The sequence below is a fragment of the Kribbella sp. CA-294648 genome, assembly GCF_050943845.1.
GTDB lineage: Bacteria > Actinomycetota > Actinomycetes > Propionibacteriales > Kribbellaceae > Kribbella.
This window is the reverse complement of record NZ_CP191981.1, coordinates 562,822-584,245: the sequence shown is the minus strand read 5'-3', so window position 1 is coordinate 584,245 and position 21,424 is coordinate 562,822. Positions and strand designations below refer to the sequence as shown.

At 68.6% G+C, this 21,424-nt stretch carries 17 protein-coding genes; 6 read left to right on the top strand and 11 right to left on the bottom strand.

Annotation, left to right across the window (positions count from 1 at the left end):
- Positions 1-35: 35 nt before the first annotated feature.
- The 4 genes from ACQPYM_RS02875 to ACQPYM_RS02860 are packed head-to-tail and all read right to left on the bottom strand — an operon-like array spanning position 36 to position 2,498.
- Complete coding sequence (locus ACQPYM_RS02875) at positions 36-782, bottom strand: SDR family NAD(P)-dependent oxidoreductase (protein ID WP_433014299.1); 747 nt, start codon at positions 780-782, stop codon at positions 36-38.
- Positions 775-2,031, bottom strand: coding sequence for an AMP-binding protein (locus ACQPYM_RS02870; protein WP_433014296.1), 1,257 nt, complete (start codon positions 2,029-2,031; stop codon positions 775-777). Before ACQPYM_RS02870 ends, ACQPYM_RS02875 begins: the two co-directional genes overlap by 8 nt.
- Complete coding sequence (locus ACQPYM_RS02865) at positions 2,028-2,279, bottom strand: acyl carrier protein (protein ID WP_360275398.1); 252 nt, start codon at positions 2,277-2,279, stop codon at positions 2,028-2,030. Before ACQPYM_RS02865 ends, ACQPYM_RS02870 begins: the two co-directional genes overlap by 4 nt.
- A gap of 42 nt (positions 2,280-2,321) precedes the next feature.
- Positions 2,322-2,498 (bottom strand): hypothetical protein, encoded by a 177-nt coding sequence (locus ACQPYM_RS02860; RefSeq protein WP_433014293.1) that lies wholly within the window; start codon positions 2,496-2,498, stop codon positions 2,322-2,324.
- A 145-nt stretch (positions 2,499-2,643) separates the two neighbouring features.
- On the opposite strand from ACQPYM_RS02860, the gene ACQPYM_RS02855 reads away from it, so the two are divergent.
- Positions 2,644-4,962 (top strand): hypothetical protein, encoded by a 2,319-nt coding sequence (locus ACQPYM_RS02855; protein WP_433014290.1) that lies wholly within the window; start codon positions 2,644-2,646, stop codon positions 4,960-4,962.
- Here the strand turns inward: ACQPYM_RS02855 and ACQPYM_RS02850 are convergent, their stop codons facing one another.
- A complete protein-coding gene (locus ACQPYM_RS02850) occupies positions 4,963-6,525 on the bottom strand; it encodes a glycoside hydrolase family 10 protein (protein WP_433014287.1) in 1,563 nt (520 codons plus the stop codon). It abuts the gene before it with no gap.
- Between the two features lie 86 nt (positions 6,526-6,611).
- Here ACQPYM_RS02850 and ACQPYM_RS02845 point away from each other — a divergent pair, with 86 nt between their 5' ends.
- The 4 genes from ACQPYM_RS02845 to ACQPYM_RS02830 are packed head-to-tail and all read left to right on the top strand — an operon-like array spanning position 6,612 to position 10,677.
- The gene (locus tag ACQPYM_RS02845; protein ID WP_433014284.1) at positions 6,612-7,136 is read left to right on the top strand and encodes a GNAT family N-acetyltransferase; all 525 of its coding nucleotides are present in this window, start codon (positions 6,612-6,614) and stop codon (positions 7,134-7,136) included.
- Complete coding sequence (gene pseI, locus ACQPYM_RS02840) at positions 7,133-8,191, top strand: pseudaminic acid synthase (RefSeq protein ID WP_433014281.1); 1,059 nt, start codon at positions 7,133-7,135, stop codon at positions 8,189-8,191. The genes ACQPYM_RS02845 and pseI overlap by 4 nt, the downstream gene beginning before the upstream one ends.
- Before the next feature lie 25 nt (positions 8,192-8,216).
- On the top strand, positions 8,217-9,188 hold the full coding sequence (locus ACQPYM_RS02835) for a glycosyltransferase family 2 protein (RefSeq protein ID WP_433014278.1): 972 nt from the start codon (positions 8,217-8,219) through the stop codon (positions 9,186-9,188).
- 1 nt (position 9,189) lies between these two features.
- Entirely contained in the window at positions 9,190-10,677 is a 1,488-nt protein-coding gene (locus ACQPYM_RS02830; protein WP_433014275.1) for a class I SAM-dependent methyltransferase, read from the top strand.
- A gap of 317 nt (positions 10,678-10,994) precedes the next feature.
- Here the strand turns inward: ACQPYM_RS02830 and ACQPYM_RS02825 are convergent, their stop codons facing one another.
- Genes ACQPYM_RS02825 through ACQPYM_RS02800 form a run of 6 tightly spaced genes read right to left on the bottom strand, consistent with a single transcriptional unit; the run spans position 10,995 to position 18,868 of the window.
- Positions 10,995-12,764 (bottom strand): hypothetical protein, encoded by a 1,770-nt coding sequence (locus ACQPYM_RS02825; RefSeq protein ID WP_433014272.1) that lies wholly within the window; start codon positions 12,762-12,764, stop codon positions 10,995-10,997.
- Positions 12,757-13,587 carry a hypothetical protein gene (locus ACQPYM_RS02820; protein WP_433014269.1) on the bottom strand — a complete coding sequence of 277 codons (831 nt, stop codon included), beginning with the start codon at positions 13,585-13,587 and terminating at the stop codon, positions 12,757-12,759. Before ACQPYM_RS02820 ends, ACQPYM_RS02825 begins: the two co-directional genes overlap by 8 nt.
- Positions 13,587-15,908, bottom strand: coding sequence for a glycosyltransferase family 2 protein (locus tag ACQPYM_RS02815; protein ID WP_433014266.1), 2,322 nt, complete (start codon positions 15,906-15,908; stop codon positions 13,587-13,589). The genes ACQPYM_RS02820 and ACQPYM_RS02815 overlap by 1 nt, the downstream gene beginning before the upstream one ends.
- Positions 15,909-15,945: 37 nt before the next feature.
- The gene (locus ACQPYM_RS02810) at positions 15,946-16,710 is read right to left on the bottom strand and encodes an N-acetyltransferase (RefSeq protein ID WP_433014263.1); all 765 of its coding nucleotides are present in this window, start codon (positions 16,708-16,710) and stop codon (positions 15,946-15,948) included.
- Complete coding sequence (rffA, locus tag ACQPYM_RS02805; RefSeq protein WP_433014260.1) at positions 16,707-17,861, bottom strand: dTDP-4-amino-4,6-dideoxygalactose transaminase; 1,155 nt, start codon at positions 17,859-17,861, stop codon at positions 16,707-16,709. Before rffA ends, ACQPYM_RS02810 begins: the two co-directional genes overlap by 4 nt.
- An 11-nt stretch (positions 17,862-17,872) precedes the next feature.
- Positions 17,873-18,868 carry a glycosyltransferase family 2 protein gene (locus ACQPYM_RS02800; RefSeq protein WP_433014257.1) on the bottom strand — a complete coding sequence of 332 codons (996 nt, stop codon included), beginning with the start codon at positions 18,866-18,868 and terminating at the stop codon, positions 17,873-17,875.
- Positions 18,869-18,924: 56 nt separating this feature from the next.
- Between ACQPYM_RS02800 and ACQPYM_RS02795 the strand changes: the two genes are divergently transcribed.
- Positions 18,925-21,387 (top strand): hypothetical protein, encoded by a 2,463-nt coding sequence (locus ACQPYM_RS02795; RefSeq protein ID WP_433014254.1) that lies wholly within the window; start codon positions 18,925-18,927, stop codon positions 21,385-21,387.
- Positions 21,388-21,424: the final 37 nt, after the last annotated feature.

Sequence of the window (21,424 nt, the reverse complement as noted above, 5' to 3'; positions counted from 1 at the left end):
GAACCGTCTTACCAACCGGCACCGACAAAAAGGCGCTAGATCGAAGCGGCTCCGTCGATGACCAGGACCTGGCCGTTGATGTTGGTGTTGTCGAGCAGCAGCATGCGGACCACCGGGACGACTTCTTCCGGCTCGGTCAGGTGGCCGGTCGGGGTGCGGCGGACGATCTGGTCGAGCTGGGTCTGGCCGAGGACCGCCGACATCTCCGAGGCGAAGAAGCCGGGCGCGACGGAGTTGACCAGCACGCGACCGCCCAGCTCGCGAGCCATCGACCGGGTCGCCGCGTCCAGGCCGCCCTTCGTCGCGGAGTACGCGACCAGCCCTGGATAGCCGCGTTGCGCGCAGATCGAGGTGACGTTGACGATCCGGCCCTTCAGGCCCTTGGCCAGCATCCGGCGGAGGACGAACCGGGTAAGGATCAGGGGCGAGGTGAGGTTCGTCTGAATGATGCCCGCGAGCTGCTCGGCCGACGTGTGGACGTGCAGGGAGTCCTGGCCGACGGCGGCGTTGTTCACCAGACCGTCGATCGGGCCGAGCTTCTCCTCGACCTCCGTGACGAACACCTGCGTCGCCTTGGCGTCGTTCACGTCCACCGAACCGACGTGCAACTGCTCCGGGTACTTCGCCGCCAGCGCTGTCAGCTCGGCGGTCACGGTCCGCGCGAACGCGGCGACCTTGACGCCACCCGCGAGCAGGTCGGTGACGATCGCCAGCCCGAGACCGCGCGAACCACCGGAGACGAGCACCACCGAGGCCGGCGGCACTCCAAGAGGCTCAGACATCGCTTTTCAACGTCTCCTTCTGCGGGATCTCGGCCAGGAACTTGATCCGTCGCGGTACGCCGTAGTCCGGCAGCCGGTGCGAGCACCACTGGACCAGGTCCTCGTCGGTGATCGGCCCGATGTCGGGGTTGGCCACCACCTCGGCGGCGACCATCCGGCCGACCAGCGGCGCCTTGCGGGCGAACACCCGCGCCCAGGCGACACCCGGGTGGGCCATCAGGACGTTGCGGACCACACCGGCCGACACCTTCGAGCCGCCGACGTTGATCTCGTCGCTGTCCAGCCGGCCGGTGATCAGCACCCGCTCGCCGGCGAACTCGACCCGGTCGCCGGTCCGGACGGCACCGTCCATCCCGGCGCCGTGGTGCGGCGAGGTGATCACCAGCTCGTCGCCGTCGACCGAGAGGATCGGGCGCTCGTCGTCCGGGTCCGGTTTGCGGTCCAGCCAGGCCTTGGGGAAGCCCGCCAGGCCGTCGTGGACGACGATCGACGCGCCGACCTCCGAGGACGCGTAGATCCACGAGACGCGCGCCTTCGGGAAGATGTCGCGCAGCCGGTCGAGGATCGTCTGGTCCACGGGTTCGCCGCCCAGGGTGATCTGCTCGAGCGGCACCTTGGCGAGCGCCTCGGTGTCGCGGTAGATCGTCTGGCGCCAGAAGGTCGGCGTACCGGAGGCTGCGGTGACGCCATGTTCGGCGGCGATCGACGGCCAGATCTCCAGCTCGGACGGCTCGATCACGACCAGGCCCTGATCGGCCTGGGTGAGTGAGATCGTGACGACCTGCCACCAGGCGTAGGTGCCCGGCGAGTACGGCAGCAGCCAGGTGCGCGGCTGCTGCTGGGTGGTGACCGTGGTCAGCGACTCGAGGGTGTGACCGATGCGGGTCGGTCGGCCGGTCGAGCCCGAGGTGAGCAGCCAGGCGCGGCCGGATTCCTCCACCCGCTTGAGTTTCGCGGGCTCGACGGAGTGTTCGTCGCCCTTGGCGATGACGATCGCGAAGCCGGAGGCCGCGAGTTCCTCCCGCATGCTCAGGTCGACGCGCGAGGTAGTCGCGACCAGCAACTCGGTGCCATGCACGGCGTGATGCCGTACGGCGGCCAGCGCGTCCGCACCGTTGTCGACCAGTACCGCGGCCGGTGAGGGCAGCTGCGGCAGTTTGTGCAGGGTCCGCCACGTCACGGTCTTGCCGCCGGCGACGACGGTGTTGTCGTCCCCGATCAGGGCGGTGGACCGGCGCCGCGTGGTCACGCCGACTGGAGCTGCTCGATGAAGTCCAGCACGTCGCCGACCTTGGCGATCTGGCGCAGCCCCGGTGCGTCGAAGTTCAGCTCGTCACCGATCTCGTCTTCCACCCGCAGCGCGAGCTCGGAGAAGTCCAGGGACCGGAAGCCGATCTCCCGCAGGTCGGCCTCGTCGTCGGCCGGCAGCGTCTTGCCCTGCGCTTTCAGCACCGCTCCCATCAGGTCCCGGATCTGCTCCCGCGTCAGCTCAGCCATGACCACAGAGCCTAGCGCTTGCCTGGTCGCGAGGAGCACGGTCTACGGCACCTCCGGAGCGGGCGCTGGTTCGTTGCTGGAGTTGGAGAGTCTGCGGCGCAACCGGCGGACCCGGTCCCGGATCTCCCAGCCGATCAGTGCGAGCATCGGGGCGGCGGCCGCGAACGCGGCGAGCAGGACCTCTTCGACTGGTAGTCCTGCGATGTGCAGGGCAGGCATGACCATGACCTCCCGTGCGCTGTGTGACGGACCAGGGGGAGTTCGCCTACTCAGTGTAGGCGCGCACGGCCGGTGGGTAAACGGCTCATACACTGTGCACCGGTTGGCGAGCGAGAGGACCTTTATGGCGAGACCAGGACGGGCGATGCGCCTTGCCGCGATGGTGAGCCTGCCCGTGCTTCCACTCGCCTGGTTCATCGCGTTGCAGGACCACGCCCCCTGGATGGCCGCGGCGTACCTGGTCTATCTGGTGCTCGTGATCGCCGTGCCCGGCACGTTGTTCTGGCGCCGGCTGACCGGCGGCACCGGCTGGTTCACGGTCGACGTGGCACTCGGTACGGCGTTCGGCCTGGCGGTCGAGGCCCTGATCTATCCCATCGGCCGGTACTTCGACATCCCGCTGGCGGCCCTGGTGATGCCGGCCCTCGCGATGGGTGTTTTCCGCGCCATCCCGAAGAGCACGCTGCCGGTGAAACACACGCCTTGGTGGGCGATGGCCGGCGTGATGGTCGCCGTCGGGGCGGTCGCGGCCTGGTTCGTCCGGGTCGGTTCGCAGCTGATCCCCGTCGACGGCCCCGCGGCTTTGCGCTCGGACTCCGACGCCGCGCGCAACCTGGCGCTCGCCGGTGAGCTGACTCATCACTTCCCACCAGAGCTCCCGTACGCGTCCGGCCGGCCGCTCACCAGCCACTTCGCCGTCTACGACCACCTGGCTTCAGCGCACTGGATCACCAGCGTGGAGCTCGACGTACTGACTTTCCGGATGGCGCCGTTCGCCTTTCTCCTGCTGACGGTTCTCGGCGCCGCGGCGGTCGGTGTCGTGCTGACCGGACGCGCTGTGGCGGCCCCGATCGCTGCCGGACTCACGGTGGCCGCCGGAGATCTCACTGCCTGGCCGTGGGCCGTCGACTCGCGGCTGTTCAACGACGGCCCGTTCTCGATGGGCCAGTTCTCCCATCCGTCACAGGCTTTCTCCACAGTGCTGATGCTGCCGTTGATCGCGGTCACTGCCTTGCTGCTCCGCCGCAAACCCACGCAGACGCGAGCACAGGTCAGTGCCCTGCTGGTAGCGGCCGGCATCCTCATCGCCGCTCTCTCCGCGACCAAGGCGTCCGCCCTGCCCGTGTACGCCGCCGGCCTGGCCGCCGCGTGGGTCTACCTCACGGTGCGGGCCGGCCGGCCAAACCTGCGGGCGCTCGCGCTGGGTGCGGGGGTCGCAGCCTGGTACGGGTTCATGTTCCTCGTCGTACTGCGCGGCAAGCCGTCCACCGTCGAGTTCCAGCCGGCCAAGACCTTCCGGCACATGATGGACGTGATGACCGCGCAGCACACCACGGCGGCGCTGGTGGTGATCGCGGTCATCGTGGCGCTCGGCTGGTTGCTGCCTGCTGTTGGTGCCTTGCTGATCCGCCGGCGGGAGCCCCGCGATCCGATGGTGGTCCTGTTGCTGGTCAGCCTGATCAGCTCGGTCGTCGCGGCCGGCCTGCTGTACGACAGCGGCCAGACGCAGGTGTTCTTCGCCCGGAGCGGCTTCATCTATGGCGTACTGCTGGCCACCTGGGGTCTCGGCTCGCTCGACCGCAAGCAGTACTACGTCGCGGCGCCGTCGATGCTGATCGGCGCTGCCGCGATCTACTGGGGTCGCTACCGCTCGGACGACTCGTGCACGACGGCGAACTGCTTCGCGCAGCCGTTGGTGGTGGCGCTGGTCATCGCGCTCATCGGCGCGGGCTTGCTGGTGTTGTCGCGACGCCTGAAGCGACAGCTGTGGGCAGTGGTCGGGGTCGGGGTCGCACTGGGCCTGACGGTGTCGCCGACGATGGAGTCACTGAAGGAATTCGCCGCCACCCCGCTGACGGCGTACGAGTCGATCGCGCCGGGTGGGATCGAGGCGGCACGCTTCATCCGCCGGAACTCGGGGCCGAACGACCTGATCGCCACGAACATCCACTGCCGGCAGGCCGGAGTGGATCGCTGCCTGACCGGGTCCTACTGGCTGGCCGGGTACGCCGAACGGCGGGTGCTGGTGGAGGGCTGGGCGTACACCCAACGCGTCGACGACAGCTACGCGGCGGACGAGAAGGTCCAGGGTGCGTTCTGGAATCCCGAGCGGCGTCGGCTGAACGACGAGGCCTTCACCGCACCGACCCGGCAAGTGCTGGAGACGCTGCGGACGCAGTACGGCGTGCAGTGGTTGCTGGCCGACGAGCGCGTGGGGACACCGCCGGAGCAGCTCGAGCGGCTGACCCAGCTGCGCTTCCACTACGGCACCGTCCGCGTCTACCAGCTCTACCCGCCCCCGACGCCTGGTGGGCCGACTCCCCCACCGTCGAGCACCTTCCCGACCCCGACCCAGACGCCCTCCACGCCCGGCGGCTCTCCGTCGCAGCCGCCGGGCGGTACTCCTTCGCAGACTCCGTCACCCAGCTTCACACCGCCGACCAGCGGCACCCCCCAGCCTTGATCAGCTGAAGGTTGGAATCGGGATGCTTTGGGTGGCGGCTCGATTCAGGGCCGTCACCGTGTAAAGGTAGCGGTGGCCTTCGACGGCTGTGGTGTCCACGAAGGTCGTCCCGCGCTGGGTGGCGATCAGGTTGCGGGCGTCGTTGTCGGGGCACCAGTCGCCTGCTGTCACGTCACGGCGGTAGATCGCGTACGACGTGGTGTTGGCTGACGTCGGCTTCCACTGCAACCGGACGCCGGTGGAGGTCCGATCCGACCGCAGTGCGTGGACCGGCAGCGGTCGACGCGAGACGAGCGACGGCATCTCCGGGAGCAAGGCCGGACGCGTGTACCAGGTGCTGTTGAGCAAGCTGGTCGCGCCAAGGCGATCCGCGCGGACATCCTTGGCAGAGAAGAAGATGTCGCCCTTCACCTCAGGCACTGTCGTGTTGAAGGCCAGGTGATCGCTCAACTCCTTCGGGTCCGACCAGTCGGGCGACTGCGCCGACGTACCGACCTTGTAGGTCGCCTGGCCGATGTAGAGATGTACGTCGGTACCGCGGACCTGCTCGGCCCACCACGGCACCAGCTTGTTGTAGTCGGCGGGAGCGAATCCGCCCGCCCAGTAGACCTGCGGGACGATGTAGTCGATCCACTCCTCCCGCACCCAGCGCCGGGTGTCCGCCGCGAGGTCGTCGTACGTCTGCACGCCGGCCGTGGTGTCAGATCCCTGCGGGTCGGTCGCCTTGTTGCGCCAGACGGCGAACGGCGAGACGCCGAACTTCACCCACGGCTTGATCGCCTTGATCCGCTGCTGGATCTCCTGGATCAACAGGTTGATGTTGTTCCGCCGCCACTCGGCCAGCGTCGGGAAACCCGCGCCGTACTGCGCATAGGTGGCCGCGTCGTCGAAGACCTGGCCGGCCACCGGATACGGGTAGAAGTAGTCGTCGAAGTGCACGCCGTCGAGGTCGTAGTTCGCGACGGCGTCCATGATCGCGTCCTCGACCAGCTTGCGCGCGGCGGGGATGCCCGGGTTGTAGTAGAGCTTGCCGCCGTACGTCACCACCCACTCCGGGTGCAGCCGAGCAGGATGCGTGGGCACCAGCGCGTTGAGGTTGGTGCCCATCGAGAGCCGGTACGGGTTGAACCAGCCGTGCAGCTCCAGGTTGCGCTTGTGCGCCTCGGCGACCGCGAAGGCCAGCGGGTCGTAGCCCGGGTCGCCGCCCTGCGTGCCGGTCAAGTACTGCGACCACGGCTCGACCTTCGACGGCCAGAAGGCATCGGCGGTCGGGCGGATCTGCAGGATGATCGCGTTGTGGCGCTGCCGGACGGCGTCGTCGAGCCAGCCGATCAGCTCGGCCTTCTGCTGCTCGGCGGTCAGCCCGGTCTTCGAGGGCCAGTCGATGTTGACCACCGAGGCGACCCAGCTGGCGCGGAACTGCCGAAGCGGGGTCTGCGCGTTCGTAGTACAGGACGAAGCTTTCTCGCCTTCCGGTGGTGCAGCGGTCGCCGTACTGGTGAGGGCGCCGGCCAGCAGGCAGGCCGACGCGGTGAGGAGGCTCACGATCCGCCAGGCTTTCATGTCACTCTCCGACTGAACTCGTAGGCTGATTCGAAAGATAGTTACACAGTTGGGCCGGGCACAGAAGAGGTCGGTACGGTTGGGCCATGCTGCGCCAGGCGACGGACGACGACGTCGACACCATCCGGGCCCTGCGGAACCAGCAGGCCAACCGCGATGTCAGTCTGACCGCGCACGAGATCTCCGCCGCGGAGCACGCCGCGTGGTGGTCCAAGGCGAGTGTCGATCCCGCCCGCCGGGTGCTGATCTACGACCGCGACGGCCGGACCGCCGGGGTGGTGAACTTCTTCGACCTCGAGCTCGACGCCACCCCGCGTACCGGTGCCTGGGGGTTCTTCCTCGACTCCGAGGGGCTGGCCGAGCGCGGCGAGACGCTGCCTGCCTGGATCGAGGTGATGAAGGAGGCCGTCGGCTACGCCTTCGACACCCTCGGCCTCGACGAGCTGACCGGTGAGGTGCTCGAGCACAACACCGTGGTCCGGCAGATGAATCGCCGGTTCCGGTTCACCGAGGGCGAGCCGGAGTACCGGTACGCCGACGGGCGCGACCTCGTCGTGCTGCCGATCAAGCTGACCAAGGACAACCGGCGCAAGCCGAAGGAGAACAGATGAGCGCGACCCGGACCATCGACTTCGGCGGCGTCCCGATCGGTCCCGAGCACCGGCCGGTGGTGATCGCGGAGATGTCGGGCAACCACAACGGTGATTTCGACCGGGCCAAGGAGATCGTCCGGGCGATGGGCGACACCGGCGTCCAGGTCCTGAAGCTGCAGGCCTACACCGCGGACACGATGACGCTCGACGTCGACCTGCCCGCGTTCCGGCTGCCGGGTGACCACAAGCTGTGGGCCGACCGCCACCTGCACGAGCTCTACGAGGAGGCGCACACGCCGTCGGAGTGGTTCGAGCCGCTGTTCGAGCTGGCCAACTCGCTCGGCATGGTCGCCTTCGCGTCACCGTTCGACCTGACCGCGATCGAGATGCTGGAGAAGCTCGACGTGCCCGGCTACAAGGTCGCGTCGAACGAGATCGGCGACCTGCCGCTGGTCCGCGCGATGGCGGCGACCGGGAAGCCGGTGATCATCTCCACCGGCTCGGCGACGCTGACCGACATCGACGCGGCCGTCCGCGCGGCCCGCTCCACCGGCAACGAGCAGCTCGTCGTGCTCTCCTGTACGGCGAGCTACCCGGCCCCCGCCGACCAGTCGAACCTGCGCGGCATCCCGGTACTGCGTGACGCGCTCGGCGTCCAGGTCGGCCTGTCGGACCACACGATGGGGATCGGCGCCTCGATCGCGGCGGTCGCCCTCGGCGCGACCGTGATCGAGAAGCACGTCACGCTGTCCCGCTCCGACGGTGGCGTCGACTCGGCGTTCTCGCTGGAACCGCACGAGGTCCGGGCCCTGGTCGAAGAAACCACCATTGCCCACCAGGCTCTCGGCGAGCCGATCATCGGGCCGAAGCAGGCCGAGCAGAACGTCCTGCGGTTCCGGCGTTCGCTTTACGTCACCCGCGACGTCAAGGCCGGTGAGAAGGTCGGTCCCGGCAACGTCCGTTCGATCCGCCCCGCCGGCGGACTGCCCCCGGACGCCTTCAGCACCGTCGAAGGCCGCCCCTTCCGGACCGATGCACCGGCCGGGACCCCCTTGACCTGGGACCTTCTCTAACTACGTTCCGTCGAAAGGCCTGGTCGTGCTCGTCTCCGTCGTCGTGCCCTGCTACCGCTCGGCTGCGACTCTGCCCCAACTGGTCGACGACCTGGTGAAGGTGATGCCCACGGTCACCAGCGGGTTCGAGATCGTGCTGGTGGTGGACGGGAGTCCGGACGACACCTGGCAGGTCGCCAGCGAGCTGGCGAACAAGTACCCCCAGGCCCGGGCGATGCGGCTGGCGCGGAACTACGGCCAGCACAACGCGTTGATCGCCGGCGTGCGGAACGCGCGGTACGAGGTGGTCGTCACGATGGACGACGATCTGCAGCACCCCGCCGATCAGGTGCCGGTGCTGTTGCGGGCGCTGACCGACGACGTCGACCTGGTGTACGGCGTACCGGCCGACGAGGAGCACGGCTTCGCGCGGAGCTTCTCGTCGCGGCTGGTGAAGCGCACGATGGCGTCCGCGATGTCGGTCCGGGATGCCCGGTCGATCAGCGCGTTCCGGGCCTTCCGAACCTTCCTGCGGGACGGGTTCGACGGGCTGGACGGGCCGCACGCTTCAGTGGATGTCGCGCTGTCGTGGTCGACCACGCGGATCGCGCAGACCACCGTCCGGATGGATCCGCGCACGATCGGCCAGTCGAACTACACGACCTGGATGCTGATGAAGCACGCGCTGACGCTGATCACCGGGTACTCCGTGGAGCCGCTCCGGCTGGTCGGCTATCTCGGCTTCATCTGCGCGGTGTTCGGGGTCGGGCTGTTCGGCGTGATCATCGTCAAGTACGTGACGGGTGCGACCACAGTCGCCGGGTTCACCACGATCGCGTCGATGGTCGCGTTGTTCTCCGGCGCGCAGATGCTCGCGCTCGGCGTCCTGGGTGAGTACGTCGGGCGGCTGCACTCGGGGTCGATGGGCCGGCCGACATACGTGATCCGCGAGCGCACCGACGTGGACGCCCACCCCGACATCAAGAGCGAGCCCGACATCAAGCGTGAGGCTGACTGACATGGAGTACCTGCTGTTCCCCGGGCGGCACCACGTGCTGACCCGGTTCCAGGCGGAGTTCCTGCGCCGGTACGACGCGACGATCGTCTGGGCGGTCACGTCGGCCAACCACCACACCACCAAGCGCAACCCGGTGCCCTTCGACCGGCGGGAGGCCGCGATCGAACGGCTCAGCGTGGCGGTCGGCATCCGGTCGCTGGTGATCGGCGTGGTGGACACGCCCCCGACCGACGACTTCGCCGATGTCACCATCAAGGCGGTCGAGGCCGGGACCGACGACCAGGTGCAGCTCGATCCGGGCAACACCGTCGTCGCGTGTTCAACCCCCGAGGTCGCGAAGCTGTACGAGCAGCTCGGGTACCAGGTGATCGGCGTCGAGCCCGAGGACCAGCCGCGGCCGTGGGACGTCCTGCTGATGATTGCCGCAGGCAACAACGAGTGGCGGCAGCTGGCGCATCCGGCGACGGTCGACGTCTTCGACCGCTATCACCTGGACGCGCACATCCGGCGGTGCGTCAACGACCCGGTGGTCGGCGACGACGGCGGACTGACCACGACCCGCGACTACAAGACCTACGCGGACGCCTTCGAGACCGCCGCCGACCGGAAATGGCAGCAGATCAAGGACTTCGTCCGGCCCGGGCGCATCCTCGACATCGGCTGCGCGACCGGCGCCACCCTGCAACTGGTCGACGCCGACCCGCGGTTCCACGAGTCCGACCTGATCGGCGTCGAGGTGGCCCGGCACCTGTACGCCGAATGCGTGCACAAGAAGGAGCAAGGGCTCTTCGGCAACCCGAACGTCTACTTCTACCAGCGCAACATGCTCGGCTCGGCCGTCTTCCCCGCGCGGTCGATCGACACCACCCTCACACTGGCGCTGACGCACGAGATCTGGTCGTACGCCGATGGGTCGCGGCCGGAGACCGTCCAGCGGTTTGCTGATGCTTTGTTCGCGCACACGGCACCGGGTGGGGTGTGGGTGAACTCCGATGTCTGCGGTCCGGGCGAGCCGGAGCGGAGCGTAGTACTGGAGCTGGACGACAGCGACGGGTCGAATCCGGACGCGCCCGTGGAGTTGGAGGCGCTGGCGGATCCGGCGGCGTACGTGTCCAAGCTGTCCACGCGGGCTCGGTTCTTCCAATTCGCGCGGGACTTCCGGCGGAATGCGTCGGTGCCGTTCGAGTACGCCGAACGCGACGGCAAGCTGGTACTCCGGCTGGCGGACGCGATGGACTTCCTGACCCGCAAGGACTACGTGGACAACTGGTTGAGCGAGACCCACGAACAGTTCTGCGGACTCAACTTCGCCGGCTGGTCGGAGGTCGCGACCCAGGCGGGCTTCACCGTCGACCCCGCCTCGAAGGCGTGGCGCAACGACTGGGTGATCGACAACCGGATCGCGCCGGTTGCCTCACTCAGCACGCCGGCGGGTGAAGCCGTCGAGTGGCCGGACACGCACCAGCTGCTGATCGCCCGACGCCAGTAGCGTCAGCTGGTGCCAGCTGGCCGGCGGGTCCTGCGGCTGGACGGAGGGACAGCAGTTCGCCCTGAACCGGTTCGGGGCGGACTTCCGCCGGCCCCGGGGAGGATTTTGCGACCGATGCGGGCAGAAAACCCTCCCCGGAGCCGATGCGGAAACAGGCAGCCGCGGTTCGGCGAGCCCGGCAGTTGCGACCCGCTCCATCTGAGGGGGCGGAGCTCCAGCCCATCAATCGCGGTCGTGCGCGAGGCTCCCCACGCCCAGCCCGGGTCCCCCAGGACCGCATTGATGGGATGGGGCTCCGCCCCAACCTTGCTGGAGCACTAGAACCTGTTGCCGAGCTTCTTCTTGAGCCGGCGCTTGACCTTGTAGGCGAACTTGCGTGGGTTGCGGATGGTCGCCGCCTTGCGGATCAGGGTGGCGGCCGCGTACGCGCGGGAGTTGCGGAAGCGGGTGCGTTCGGCGTTGGCCTTCTGCACCTGAAGGCGCAGGTCGCGCAGCCGGGCCTCGCGGGTCTTGAGCGCCTTGTCGCGGAACCCGAGCGTGCGCTCGAGCCCGAAGACGTGGCCCTTCAGCTCGAACAACTCCTGCTTGGCCCGCTCGGCATCGGCCAGAGCGGTCCGTACGTCGGGGGTGGGCGTCTCCACCTTGCCGAGAGCGGCGGACAACGCGGCGGCGATCTCCTTGCCGCGGGCGACCGGCTGGTCGGGCGCCCCGGACATGCCGAGCCAGGTGGTGACAAGATCGTCCCCCACCATCCACGGCGGCCACGGGTGCCGCCGGTGCCCCTCGATCAGGCGAGCGTGGAACCGCTGCCAAGCAGCCGCCAGCAGGTCACCACGTTCAGCGTCGGCTACCCAACCAGACACCCCGAACGCAAACGAGTCTCCGTCCACCACAACGTCATCCCACCGCAAAACCACCCGCCCACTCTGCGCCAAGGACCACTCCCCAAGTCGCCCCGCAAGCGCTCGGAAACCAGGCACATCCTCAGCAGCAGCCAACCGGAGAAGAACCGTCTCGACGCTGCTCCCACCGGGAACCACAGAAGGGACAGCAGAAACGTCGAAGGAAACGTCACGGGCTGAAGGCGAGGCGGAGGTCGAGGCCGCGCCGAAGGCGGCTGATGCCCCGGCCGCGCCGGCTTCGCCGGCTGCCGTGCCGCCGGCCGCACCGGGCGCGCCGGGCGCGCCTGGGGTGATGGTCCAGCCAGTGGAGGTGTGGGCAGCAGCGAGGACGACGGGGCCTGTCTCGGTGTAGATCTCGTGTTTGAGGGGAACGCCGGTGATCGCCAGCCAGCCCGTCGCGGTGGAGGCCAGGAGGGCGGCTCGGGAGGCGGACTCGGCGGCTTCGGCGATGGGGGCGAGGAGTGGGGTTTCGGTTGACTCCAGGGCCTCGGTGGCTAGGCGGGCTGGGAGGGTGCCGGGGCGGGCGGCAGCCGCTGTGTCTACTGCTAGCAGGGTTTTGTTGGCGTAGGTGGCGTAGACCGACTGGAGGGGTAGGCCGGCTCGGGCTAGTTCGGAGGCTAGTTGTACTGCGGAGACAGGGCGGGCCGGGTCGTCGTGGAGGGGGCGCCATTCGTCGTCGCCGTGACGTTCCGACTGAGGGCGGCTGTCCAGCAAGGCGGTGAGGGAGAACTCGTTTTCCAGGCCGAGCACCAGCACGGTTTCCGGAGTGCAGAGGGCGGCGAGGGCGTCCAGGCGTTGGGGCCAGGTCAGGTCGTCGCTGTCGTAGCCCAGCACGCGGTCCAGACCGTCGACAGCAACCACAGCCTCGTACGGCGTACCGGCGAGGCCGGTGAGGCCGTCGAGGGCTCCGGCGACGACCTGCAGGTCGGGGAACTGTTCGGCCAGTGACGTAGCGTCGGAGACCGAGCGGACCAGCATGGTTGCCGACGACGACTTGGCCAGCACCGCCGCGACGAGGTCGGCCGCATGCGGGCCGACGATCAGGGTGCGTGCGTCAGCCGGCAGTACGTCGTTCAGCAGGGCCCGGAGTACCGGTCCCCCGACAGCCTGGCGCTTGCCTTCGTAGTCGCTCCACGGCTGCATCTCCCCGCGAACCACCTCGACGGCCAGCTGGTTGTCAGACACGCTCTCTCCAATCGAACAACATCCGCAGTTCGGCCGGTGGCATCATCCACGGCACGCCGAGTTCCAGGTCGGTGGTCGCCCGCGCGGCCGCCAGGTCGATCTCCTTGCCGAGCAGCTCCGGCCACAGCCGCGCGATCCGCGCCTCGCCGCCGAAGAGCGGGTTCTCGCCGGCCATCTGCATCGGGTCGCCGTACACGGCCGGTTCGCAGCCCGCCGCGATCCCGTAGAAGACCGCGGTGGACAGCCGGTTCGCCGCCACCCGCTTGTGCTTGCGGAGCTCGACCAGCTGCTTGTAGAGGAAGCGCCGGTCCGTCCCCTCGTAGGAGAACCCGCGCCGCCCGAAGGACACAACCCGGAACCCCGCGTCCTCGTAGGACTTCCGGATCTCCGGCCGGTCGTACTCCGTGTAGTACAGGCTGAACGTGACCGGACCGCGCTCGGTCTCCCGGATCTCGTCGATCAGGCGCTTGTGGTCGCCCTCGATCTTGCCGCCTTCCCAGCCGTGGAAGAGGAACCACAGCGTGCCTTCGCGCTCCTCCTCCGGGACGACGCCGAGCTCCGGTTCGAGGTCGAGCAGGTACAGGAAGGGCGCGCCGATGCTGTGGTAGTTCCGCCGGCCGAGCGCGTGACCGCGGCGCCGTGGCGCGTCGCTCCAGGTGAACCGCCAGGCGCCGTCGAAGAACTCGTGCACCGGGTTCCAGCCGTCGCCGATGTTCCAGCCGTGCTGCAGGTAGCCGCGCAGGCGAGGCGGCTGCTCGTCGTCCAGCCCGGCGTACCGGGCCAGGATGTGCGCCTGACCGTAGTAGTGGTTGTGATGATGCATCAGCGAACCTCGACGTGAAGAGTGCCTGCGTGCGGTCGCACACCCAGGGTGTGACCGATCTGGTCGACGACCAACGGCAACCGGCTGGCCAGGAACGGCTCGCACTGCACGGCCTGCGCCGAGCCGTCCTCGGCGACCGCGAACAGGACCCAGTCGGCCAGGCTGGCCAGTGGGTCGACCGCGTGCGCGACCGGGTTGGCCGGGATCAGCGCCGGCAACTTCACCGCCGCCGTCCATTGCCCGTCCCACAGCGTACTGCGGCAGGCCACGTCCAGGTGGTCGTCCGAGTCGCCGATGTACCGTCGCCAGCTGTAGGTGTGGGTTACATCGGTCGACGGCCCACTGATCCGCAACTCATTGCTCTCAGCAACGAACAGCGCCCGCTCGGCGATCAGTCGGGCGGGTCCTTCGTGCAGGTTGACGTAACCGCCGGTCGAGCGGGTCAGCGAGACCAGCCGGCCCTGTTCCAGGTGGTTGGTGGCCTGCTCCTCGGCCGTCCAGAGCAACAGCTTCTCGGTGCCGTCGCTGCCCACCAGCCGGAACGCCCAGGTGGTGCGCTGGCTGAACGGGTCGTCCGGGTTCGTCTCCGCGATGATCGGCGCATAGGGGATGCGCACGCTGAAGCGCCCGTCGCTCGACAGCTCCACCGACAGCACCTGGTCCTGCCCCGACAACGGCCTGGTCAGCTGCAGCTTGGGGTCCTCCAGCGCGGCCGGCACGCGACCTCGCAGTACGAGGGCGTCTTCGAACTGCTCGACGGAGGTCAGCCGGCAGGGATCGACCATCCGCCGCAGTACGAAGGCTCCGTCGGGCGCGGGGCCGGGCTGCACCCAGTTGTTGGGGCTGATCCAGCTGCCGGGCGGCCATCCCGGGCTACCGGCCTTCTGCCCCCGCAGCTTGCCTTCCCGCCGCGCCTTCCCAGACTTCATCCGTACTGCGAAGTGCGCGGGCGCGCCGCTGTCGGCCAGCTTGGCCAGCAACGGCTTGTCGAGGTGCACCTCGAACCCGACGGGCGCGGTGTCGCCATGCGAGTCGGTCGCGTCGTACCGGCGTACTGCGAGGGGTGTCTCGGCTCCGGCGATCACCAGTGCGATCCGCAGCGTCGAGGAGGCGTCGGTCGCGAGATGACGGATCTCGGCGGTGCCCTTGATCGACAGGCCGCCGTCCCGCCAGGCGACGTGCTGGACGGTGGTCGCCAGGGTCAGCTCACGCGCCGGCAACTGGTAGAGCGAGCGGGGAATCGCCGTGTTCGCCTCGTGGACGCCGGGATAGTTGTGCTCGAACTGCCGCCGCCGACCTGGCTTCAGCAGAGCCCGGGCGCCGCCCCGCAGACCGCCTTCGTGCCGGAAGTGCGCCAGTCGGCGGAGCAGGTCGACGTCTCCCGCTCGCAGGGCAGCGTGCTGCAGCCGGTCGTAGCCGTGGGCACGAGCGAGCACTGACCGGTCCAGCCTGTCCAGGAGGCGGCAGGCGAGTAGGACGAGGTTCTGCTCTTCCTCCGCGGGCACGGTGCCGAAGGCCATCATCAGCGTCAGCATGTCGATCTGGGTCAGGTGCGAGTGCACCCGTCGCCTGATCTCCCCCAGCCCGGGCTGGCCGGAGTCGATCAGGTCCAGCACCAGCTCCGCAGACGCCACCCGGTCGGCCAGGTTGCCGAACTGGAACTTCTGTTGGGTGATCGACTCGCCCGACTCCCGCTCGCGCCAGTAGTAGACCGGCGCGGCGAGGGCATCGACGGTGACCGCGTCCAGGTGCGCCTGCAGGGTGACCGGGTAGTCCTCGTACCGGATGGCCGGGAACTCGTAGCCGTGCTCGTCCCAGAAGGAGCGCCGGTAGACCTTGTTCCAGACCATCCGGTCGAGGATCAGGTCCGGCGTCTCGATCACGTGCGTCGCGATCCGGTCCTTGGCGAACGGCAGCCGATGGATCCACGACGGCCGGACGCCTGCGCTGTTGTTGAACCGCCGCGCGTTGCCGCCGGCCAGGCAGGACCCGGTCTCGTCCAGGGTCCGGATCAGTCGCTCGAAGCCGTGCCGGCTGACCAGGTCGTCACTGTCGACGAAGGTCAGGTAGTCGCCCTGGGCCTCCCGGACGCCGGTGTTCCGGGCCGGGCCGAGTCCCTGGTTGTCCTGCGCGACGATCCGGAACCGGGAGTCGCGCTGGCAGAAGTCCTTCGCGATCGCCGCGCTGTCGTCCGGCGAGCCGTCGTCGACCAGGATCGCCTCGAAGTCGGCGAAGGTCTGCAGGGCGATCGACTCGAGACAGTCGCCGATGTACTCCCCGACGTTGTAGAACGGCACAATCACGCTCAGCCGCGGCGTCACAACTGCGGTATCCCCTCGGCTCAGTCGAATGCGATCGTCATGCTAGCAGTAGCCGGGCGGTTACTAAGTGCACTGTCAGCAGCGTGTGTACAGGCTCAAAACCGTACCGCGCCCAGGCGCGCTGGACACCGGTGTTATGCCCTTGAGTGGAGATCACCAACCGTCGGCTGGTGCTCGCGTCCTCGACCGCTGCAAGCAGGTGCGCGTAGCGCCCACGGCCCTGCTCAGCGGGTACGACGCCGGCCAGCTCCACCTCGGTCCACGACCGTTGCTGGTCAATGGTCGCCAGCGCGAGCACCCGGCGATCGGGGCCCCGCAGTACGACGGCACCGGCTTGAGCCACGCTGCGGCGGGTCCACTCCTGGTAGCCGGCGAGTGCCTCCGAGCGCTTGAACAGCGGGTTCGCACAGTAGTGGTTGCCGTAGTCCCCGAAGATGTCGCCGACCAGGTCGTCCAGGAGGTCGTCGTCGACAGACTCCTCCAGGCTCGCGTTGAACCCGGCCAGTGGCGCCGGACGACGTCCCTTGCCGACCGGGAGCGCCCAGTAGACGAGGCTGTCGGCCAGGAGCGCCGTCCGCGAACCAGTGGCGAGTGCCGCGAACCAGCTCACCTCGCGGGCGGGGTAGCGCAGTACGACGACGTCGGCGGCGGACTTGTCGACAGCGGCGAGCACCTCGTCGAGCGGCGTACCGGCTGAGGCTGAGACGGTGATGCGGTCGACCGAGACGCCAAAACGCTTCGACTCGTACTCGGCGGGCTTGCTGGTGAGTTCCCCGGCTTCCAGGGCGTCGTACCAGCTCATGCGTCGGCCAGGTTGTAGGAGAGGACGCCGTCGATCACACGGGTCTGCTCGTCTTCTGTGAGCTGGCTGAACAAGGGCAGCCGGACCAGCCTGCTGCTCACCTGCTCGGTCACCTCGCAGCCGCCGGGTGCCACGCGACCGTAGCGTTCACCGGCCGGCGACGAGTGCAGCGGGACGTAGTGGAACGGCGCACTGATGTTGAGCTCGCGCAGGTGAGCTATCAAGCCCTGCTGGTCCGCGGGGGCTGGCATCACCAGGTAGTAGAGATGCGCAGTGTGCACACACTCTGCAGGCACCGTCGGTACGCCGACTCCACGTGAGGCGGCCCAGCCGGCGAGCTCCTCGTCGTACCGGTCCCAGATCGTGTGGCGTGGCTGCTGGATCCGGTCGAACTGCTCCAGCTGGGCCGTCAGGAAGGCGGCGAGCGGGTCGGCCGGCAGGTAGCTGGAGCCGATGTCGACCCAGCTGTACTTGTCCACCTGGCCGCGGAAGAACTGGCTGCGATTGGTGCCCTTCTCCCGGATCACCTCGGCCCGCGCGACCAGGCCGGCGTCGTTGAGCACCAGTGCGCCACCCTCGCCGCAGTGCACGTTCTTGGTCCCGTGGAACGACTGCGTCGCCATCAGCCCGAACGAGCCGAGCGGACGGCCGCGGTACGTCCCACCGAGCCCGTGCGCGTTGTCCTCGACCACCGCCAGCCCGTACTTCGCCGCGACGGCCAGCACCTCGTCCATCGCGGCCGCGACCCCGCCGTAGTGCACCACGACGATCGCCTTGGTCCGCTCGGTGACAGCGGCCTCCAGCTGGGTCTCGTCGAGGTTGAGCGTGTCCGGCCGGATGTCGACGAAGACGGGGACGGCGCCGCGCAGTACGTAGGCGTTCGCGGTCGAGACGAAGGTGAACGACGGCAGGATCACCTCGTCGCCCGGCTCGAGGTCGAGCAGCAGCGCGGTCAGCTCCAGCGCATGGGTGCAGGACGTGGTCAGCAGCGACGCGAGGCCGCCGGTGAGCTTGGTGATCAGCTCGGTCGCCCGGACGGTGAACGGACCGTCGCCGGTGACCGCGGCGGAGGTGAAGGACTGGTTCACGTAGGCGAGCTCGTCACCCGCCAGATATGCCTTGACGAACGGGATCGGCGACAGCTCCGGCATGGCAACGGAGCTTACCTTTGGTCTGTCTCCCGGGCCTCGATTGCCTCGGTGTAGCTGTGGTGGCCGGGGTCCTCGAGGCTGTCGTAGCCGACCAGGAACTGCGGCCGCCGCTGGCTCGACTGGAACAGTCTGGCGACGTACTCGCCCAGCAGACCCAGGCAGAGCAGCTGGATCGCGCCGATCACTCCTACTGCGAGCACTGTCGACGTCCAGCCCGGGATACTGCGCCCGGCCAGCTTGATGACCAGTGCACCGATCACGACAGCGCAGGACAGCAGTCCGCCGAGCAACCCGAGCCAGGTGGCCAGCCGCAGCGGTGCCGCCGAGAAGGCGGTCACGCTGTCGAAGGCCAGCCGGAACATCTTCGACCAGTTGTACTTCGTGACGCCTGCCGCGCGCTCGGCCCGCACATAGGCGACCTCGGCACTCGGGAAGCCCAGCCACGGGATCACCAGCCGGAACACCCGGCCGTCCTCGGGTAGACCGTTCACGGCGTCGACCACCCGGCGCGAGACCAGCCGGAAGTCGCCGGCGTCGAACGGGATCTGCTTGCCGACCAGACGACACATGAGCCGGTAGTACAGGCGGGCGGTGGTTCGCTTCGGCCACGAGTCACTGGAGCGGTCGGAGCGCACGCCGTACACGACATCGACGTCCTGGTCGCGGGCGGTGGCCAGCAGGTCGGCGATGACCTCGGGCGGGTCCTGCAGGTCGGCGTCGATGGTGACGAGGTACTCCCCGCGCGCCCGCCGGAAGCCGGCCGACAGGGCAGCCTGGTGACCCGAGTTGCGAAGCAGCCGGACCAGGCGGAGTTGTGGCCAGCTCGCCGCGACCTCCGTGACCAGCGCGGCCGTCCTGTCCCGGCTGCCGTCGTCAATCACCAGGAGCTCGTAGCTGATGCCGAGACCGTCCAGCAGCGGGTGCATCCGATCGAAGAAGATCGGCAGCACCTCTTCCTCGTCGTACATCGGTACGACGACAGACAGAACAGGCTGACTGGCTGGCATACAAGACCTCCTTGCCGGGGAGGCTACTCGGGCCGGTGCGCGGATAGGGTGCTCTGGTGTCAATCGTGACGGGCGATGCGCCTCGCGCCGACAGCCTCGCTGAACGTCGGCGGGAGGCAGCCGTGCGGCGGGAGAGCGCCCGTCAGCTGGAACAGGCCCGGGAGATCGAGGAAGCCCGGCTGCGCGAGGCGGCCCGGCTGCGGGACTCGGCGCGGAAGCGACGGGCCGTCATCCGGCCGCCGCTGCCACCGCCGCGACAGACCCCGGAGACGCTGACTGCGCGGCTGGTGAAGGCTGGTGCCGGGGTTGCGCTGGCAGGGCTGGCCATCTGGTTGATGGCAGGGCACGCGTCTGGCGACAGCATCGTGGCGCTGCTGCGGTTCTGGGTCTTCGGGCTGACTCTGCCCGGCTTCATTCTGTGGCGGCTGGCCAGCCCGCTGCGGCACAACCTGATCGAAGACATCGCGGCCGGCTCGCTGGTCGGTGTCTCCGCGCTGATCCTGGTCTACCTGGCTGTCTCACCACTAGGGCTGCAGCAGTGGGCGTGGCTGTGGGCCGCACCCGTCCTCCTGGCCGCTGTCTCCGTACCGAGCTGGCGCAAGCGGGTGACGAGCAAGGTCGACCGACCTGTGCATCCGTTGACCGCCTGGTTGATCGTGCTGGCCTGCGCACTGCCGCTGTACGGCACCGGGCGCTACCGCAACCTGGTGCCGGCGCCGTACACGGATGCTCGCTCCAACTCGCCCGACATGGCGTTCCACCAAGCCCTGTCGGCCAGTGCGAAGTACGACTTCCCGCTGCAGGCGCCGTACGTGAGTGGCGAGCAGATGGACTACCACTACTTCTGGCACCAGTTCACGGCCGCCACTGCCTGGGCGACCGGCGTCGACTTGACCGATCTGGTCTACACGATCGGCTGGGTGCCGCTGCTGCTCGCCGGGATCGCGCTTATCTTCGCGCTCACCGACCGGCTGGCCCCGAGCTCACGCTGGGCAGGTCCGCTCGCCATCGCGGTCGCGTCCGTCGGCGGTACGGTCAGCGTTTATCCACAGGCCTCGCTGTTGTCCGAGGGCTTGCTGAACTACGTCTGGGGCAGCCCGACGCAGAACCTCGGCGGTGCGCTCATCACGCTGCTCGCCATTCTCGGGATCGACCTGCTGCGTGGCCGGAACGCACCCGGTACCTGGGTGATGTTCGTCCTGATTGCCGCGGCCGCTTCGGGTTCCAAGGCCACCGTGCTGCCGTTGGTGATCTGCGGGCTCGGACTCGTCGTGTTCGTGCGGCTTTGCTACGGCCGGTTGGCGAAGGCTGCCGTACTCATCGCCGTGGTGCTGGGCGGGGTGTTCGCCGCATCGATCGTGGTGGTCTTCGGCATGCACTCGTCCGGGCTCGCGGTGAAGCCGTGGGTGACGTTCGCCAAGATCGGCATCTACCCGCTGATCGCGGATCCGCTGCCGTCCGGTCAGCTCGACCACAGAGCGATGTGGATCAGCGCCATCACCGCTTGCCTCGGCCTCGTCCTCGGCACCGCGGGACTCGTCATCATCACCGGTACGGCGGCCCGCTGGTTCCGCGATCCGGGCATGATCTTCCTGGTCGGCATCTCGATCGCGGGCTTCTGCGCGATGGTGCTGACCGACCAGCCGGGGACGAGCCAGCTGTACTTCCACCGCACCGCCGTACCGGTGATCGCCGCGCTGGCCGCGGCCGGGGTCTGGATGGTCGTCTTCTGGTTCGCCGACAAACGCTCCGAGCTCATCGTGCTCGCATCGGTCGTCGGTGGAGTGGGTGCGACGGCTGCCGCGCGGGCGATCGTCCGGTCCGACGCGGAGCCGTTCAGGAAGGCCGATGGCTCGCTGACCGGGCTGATCGGGCCGTGGGTGTGGACGATCGGGCTGCTGCTTCTGGTCGCCGCCGTCGTCACTGGCTTGTGGAAACTGGCCCATCGGCGAGGGCGGCCCAGCCGGATCGCGCTGGCCTCGTTCGTCCTGGCCGGGATGGGCGCGGGACTGTTCCTCCCGGTGCAGGCGATGGCGCAGTACAAGCCGGTCACGCTCGCGCCGCAGACGGACAAGCAGTTGCTCGGGCCGACCAAGAGCCAAACCGATGCGGCGCGCTGGCTGCGCGAGCACGCGGCGCCGGGCGAGCTGATCGCGACCAACGCGCACTGCGCGATGAAGAACACGATCGGCTGCGACGCGCGGCACTTCTGGATCTCGGCGCTGTCCGAGCGGCACGTCCTGCTCGAGGGCTGGGCGTACACGAACACGCTGAACGACCTCGTCGCCGGCACCGGGATGGGCCCGAACTCGCTGCCGTTCTGGGACCAGCCCAGACAGCGGGAGAACGACATCGTCTTCGTGGCGCCGACCCGGGACAACCTGCGGGTGCTGCGGGAGAAGTACGGCGTCCGCTGGCTCTACGCGGATCCGACTCAGACAATCGTCTCAAGCGCTCTGAACAGTCTGGCCACGCTGCGCTTCAAGGCTCCTGACGCGCTCGTCTACGAACTCCCCTGAGTGACAGTCCGCCTACGCATAGGAGCCGTTGCGGCAT

What these genes read in the sequence shown, in the direction of transcription:
- ACQPYM_RS02875 (WP_433014299.1), bottom strand. Translation starts at nt 782, where the DNA reads ATGTCTGAGCCTCTTGGAGTGCCGCCGGCCTCGGTGGTGCTCGTCTCC.
- ACQPYM_RS02865 (WP_360275398.1), bottom strand. Translation starts at nt 2,279, where the DNA reads ATGGCTGAGCTGACGCGGGAGCAGATCCGGGACCTGATGGGAGCGGTG.
- ACQPYM_RS02860 (WP_433014293.1), bottom strand. Translation starts at nt 2,498, where the DNA reads ATGCCTGCCCTGCACATCGCAGGACTACCAGTCGAAGAGGTCCTGCTC.
- ACQPYM_RS02855 (WP_433014290.1), top strand. Translation starts at nt 2,644, where the DNA reads ATGCGCCTTGCCGCGATGGTGAGCCTGCCCGTGCTTCCACTCGCCTGG.
- ACQPYM_RS02850 (WP_433014287.1), bottom strand. Translation starts at nt 6,525, where the DNA reads ATGAAAGCCTGGCGGATCGTGAGCCTCCTCACCGCGTCGGCCTGCCTG.
- ACQPYM_RS02845 (WP_433014284.1), top strand. Translation starts at nt 6,612, where the DNA reads ATGCTGCGCCAGGCGACGGACGACGACGTCGACACCATCCGGGCCCTG.
- pseI (WP_433014281.1), top strand. Translation starts at nt 7,133, where the DNA reads ATGAGCGCGACCCGGACCATCGACTTCGGCGGCGTCCCGATCGGTCCC.
- ACQPYM_RS02830 (WP_433014275.1), top strand. Translation starts at nt 9,190, where the DNA reads ATGGAGTACCTGCTGTTCCCCGGGCGGCACCACGTGCTGACCCGGTTC.
- ACQPYM_RS02820 (WP_433014269.1), bottom strand. Translation starts at nt 13,587, where the DNA reads ATGCATCATCACAACCACTACTACGGTCAGGCGCACATCCTGGCCCGG.
- ACQPYM_RS02810 (WP_433014263.1), bottom strand. Translation starts at nt 16,710, where the DNA reads ATGAGCTGGTACGACGCCCTGGAAGCCGGGGAACTCACCAGCAAGCCC.
- rffA (WP_433014260.1), bottom strand. Translation starts at nt 17,861, where the DNA reads ATGCCGGAGCTGTCGCCGATCCCGTTCGTCAAGGCATATCTGGCGGGT.
- ACQPYM_RS02800 (WP_433014257.1), bottom strand. Translation starts at nt 18,868, where the DNA reads ATGCCAGCCAGTCAGCCTGTTCTGTCTGTCGTCGTACCGATGTACGAC.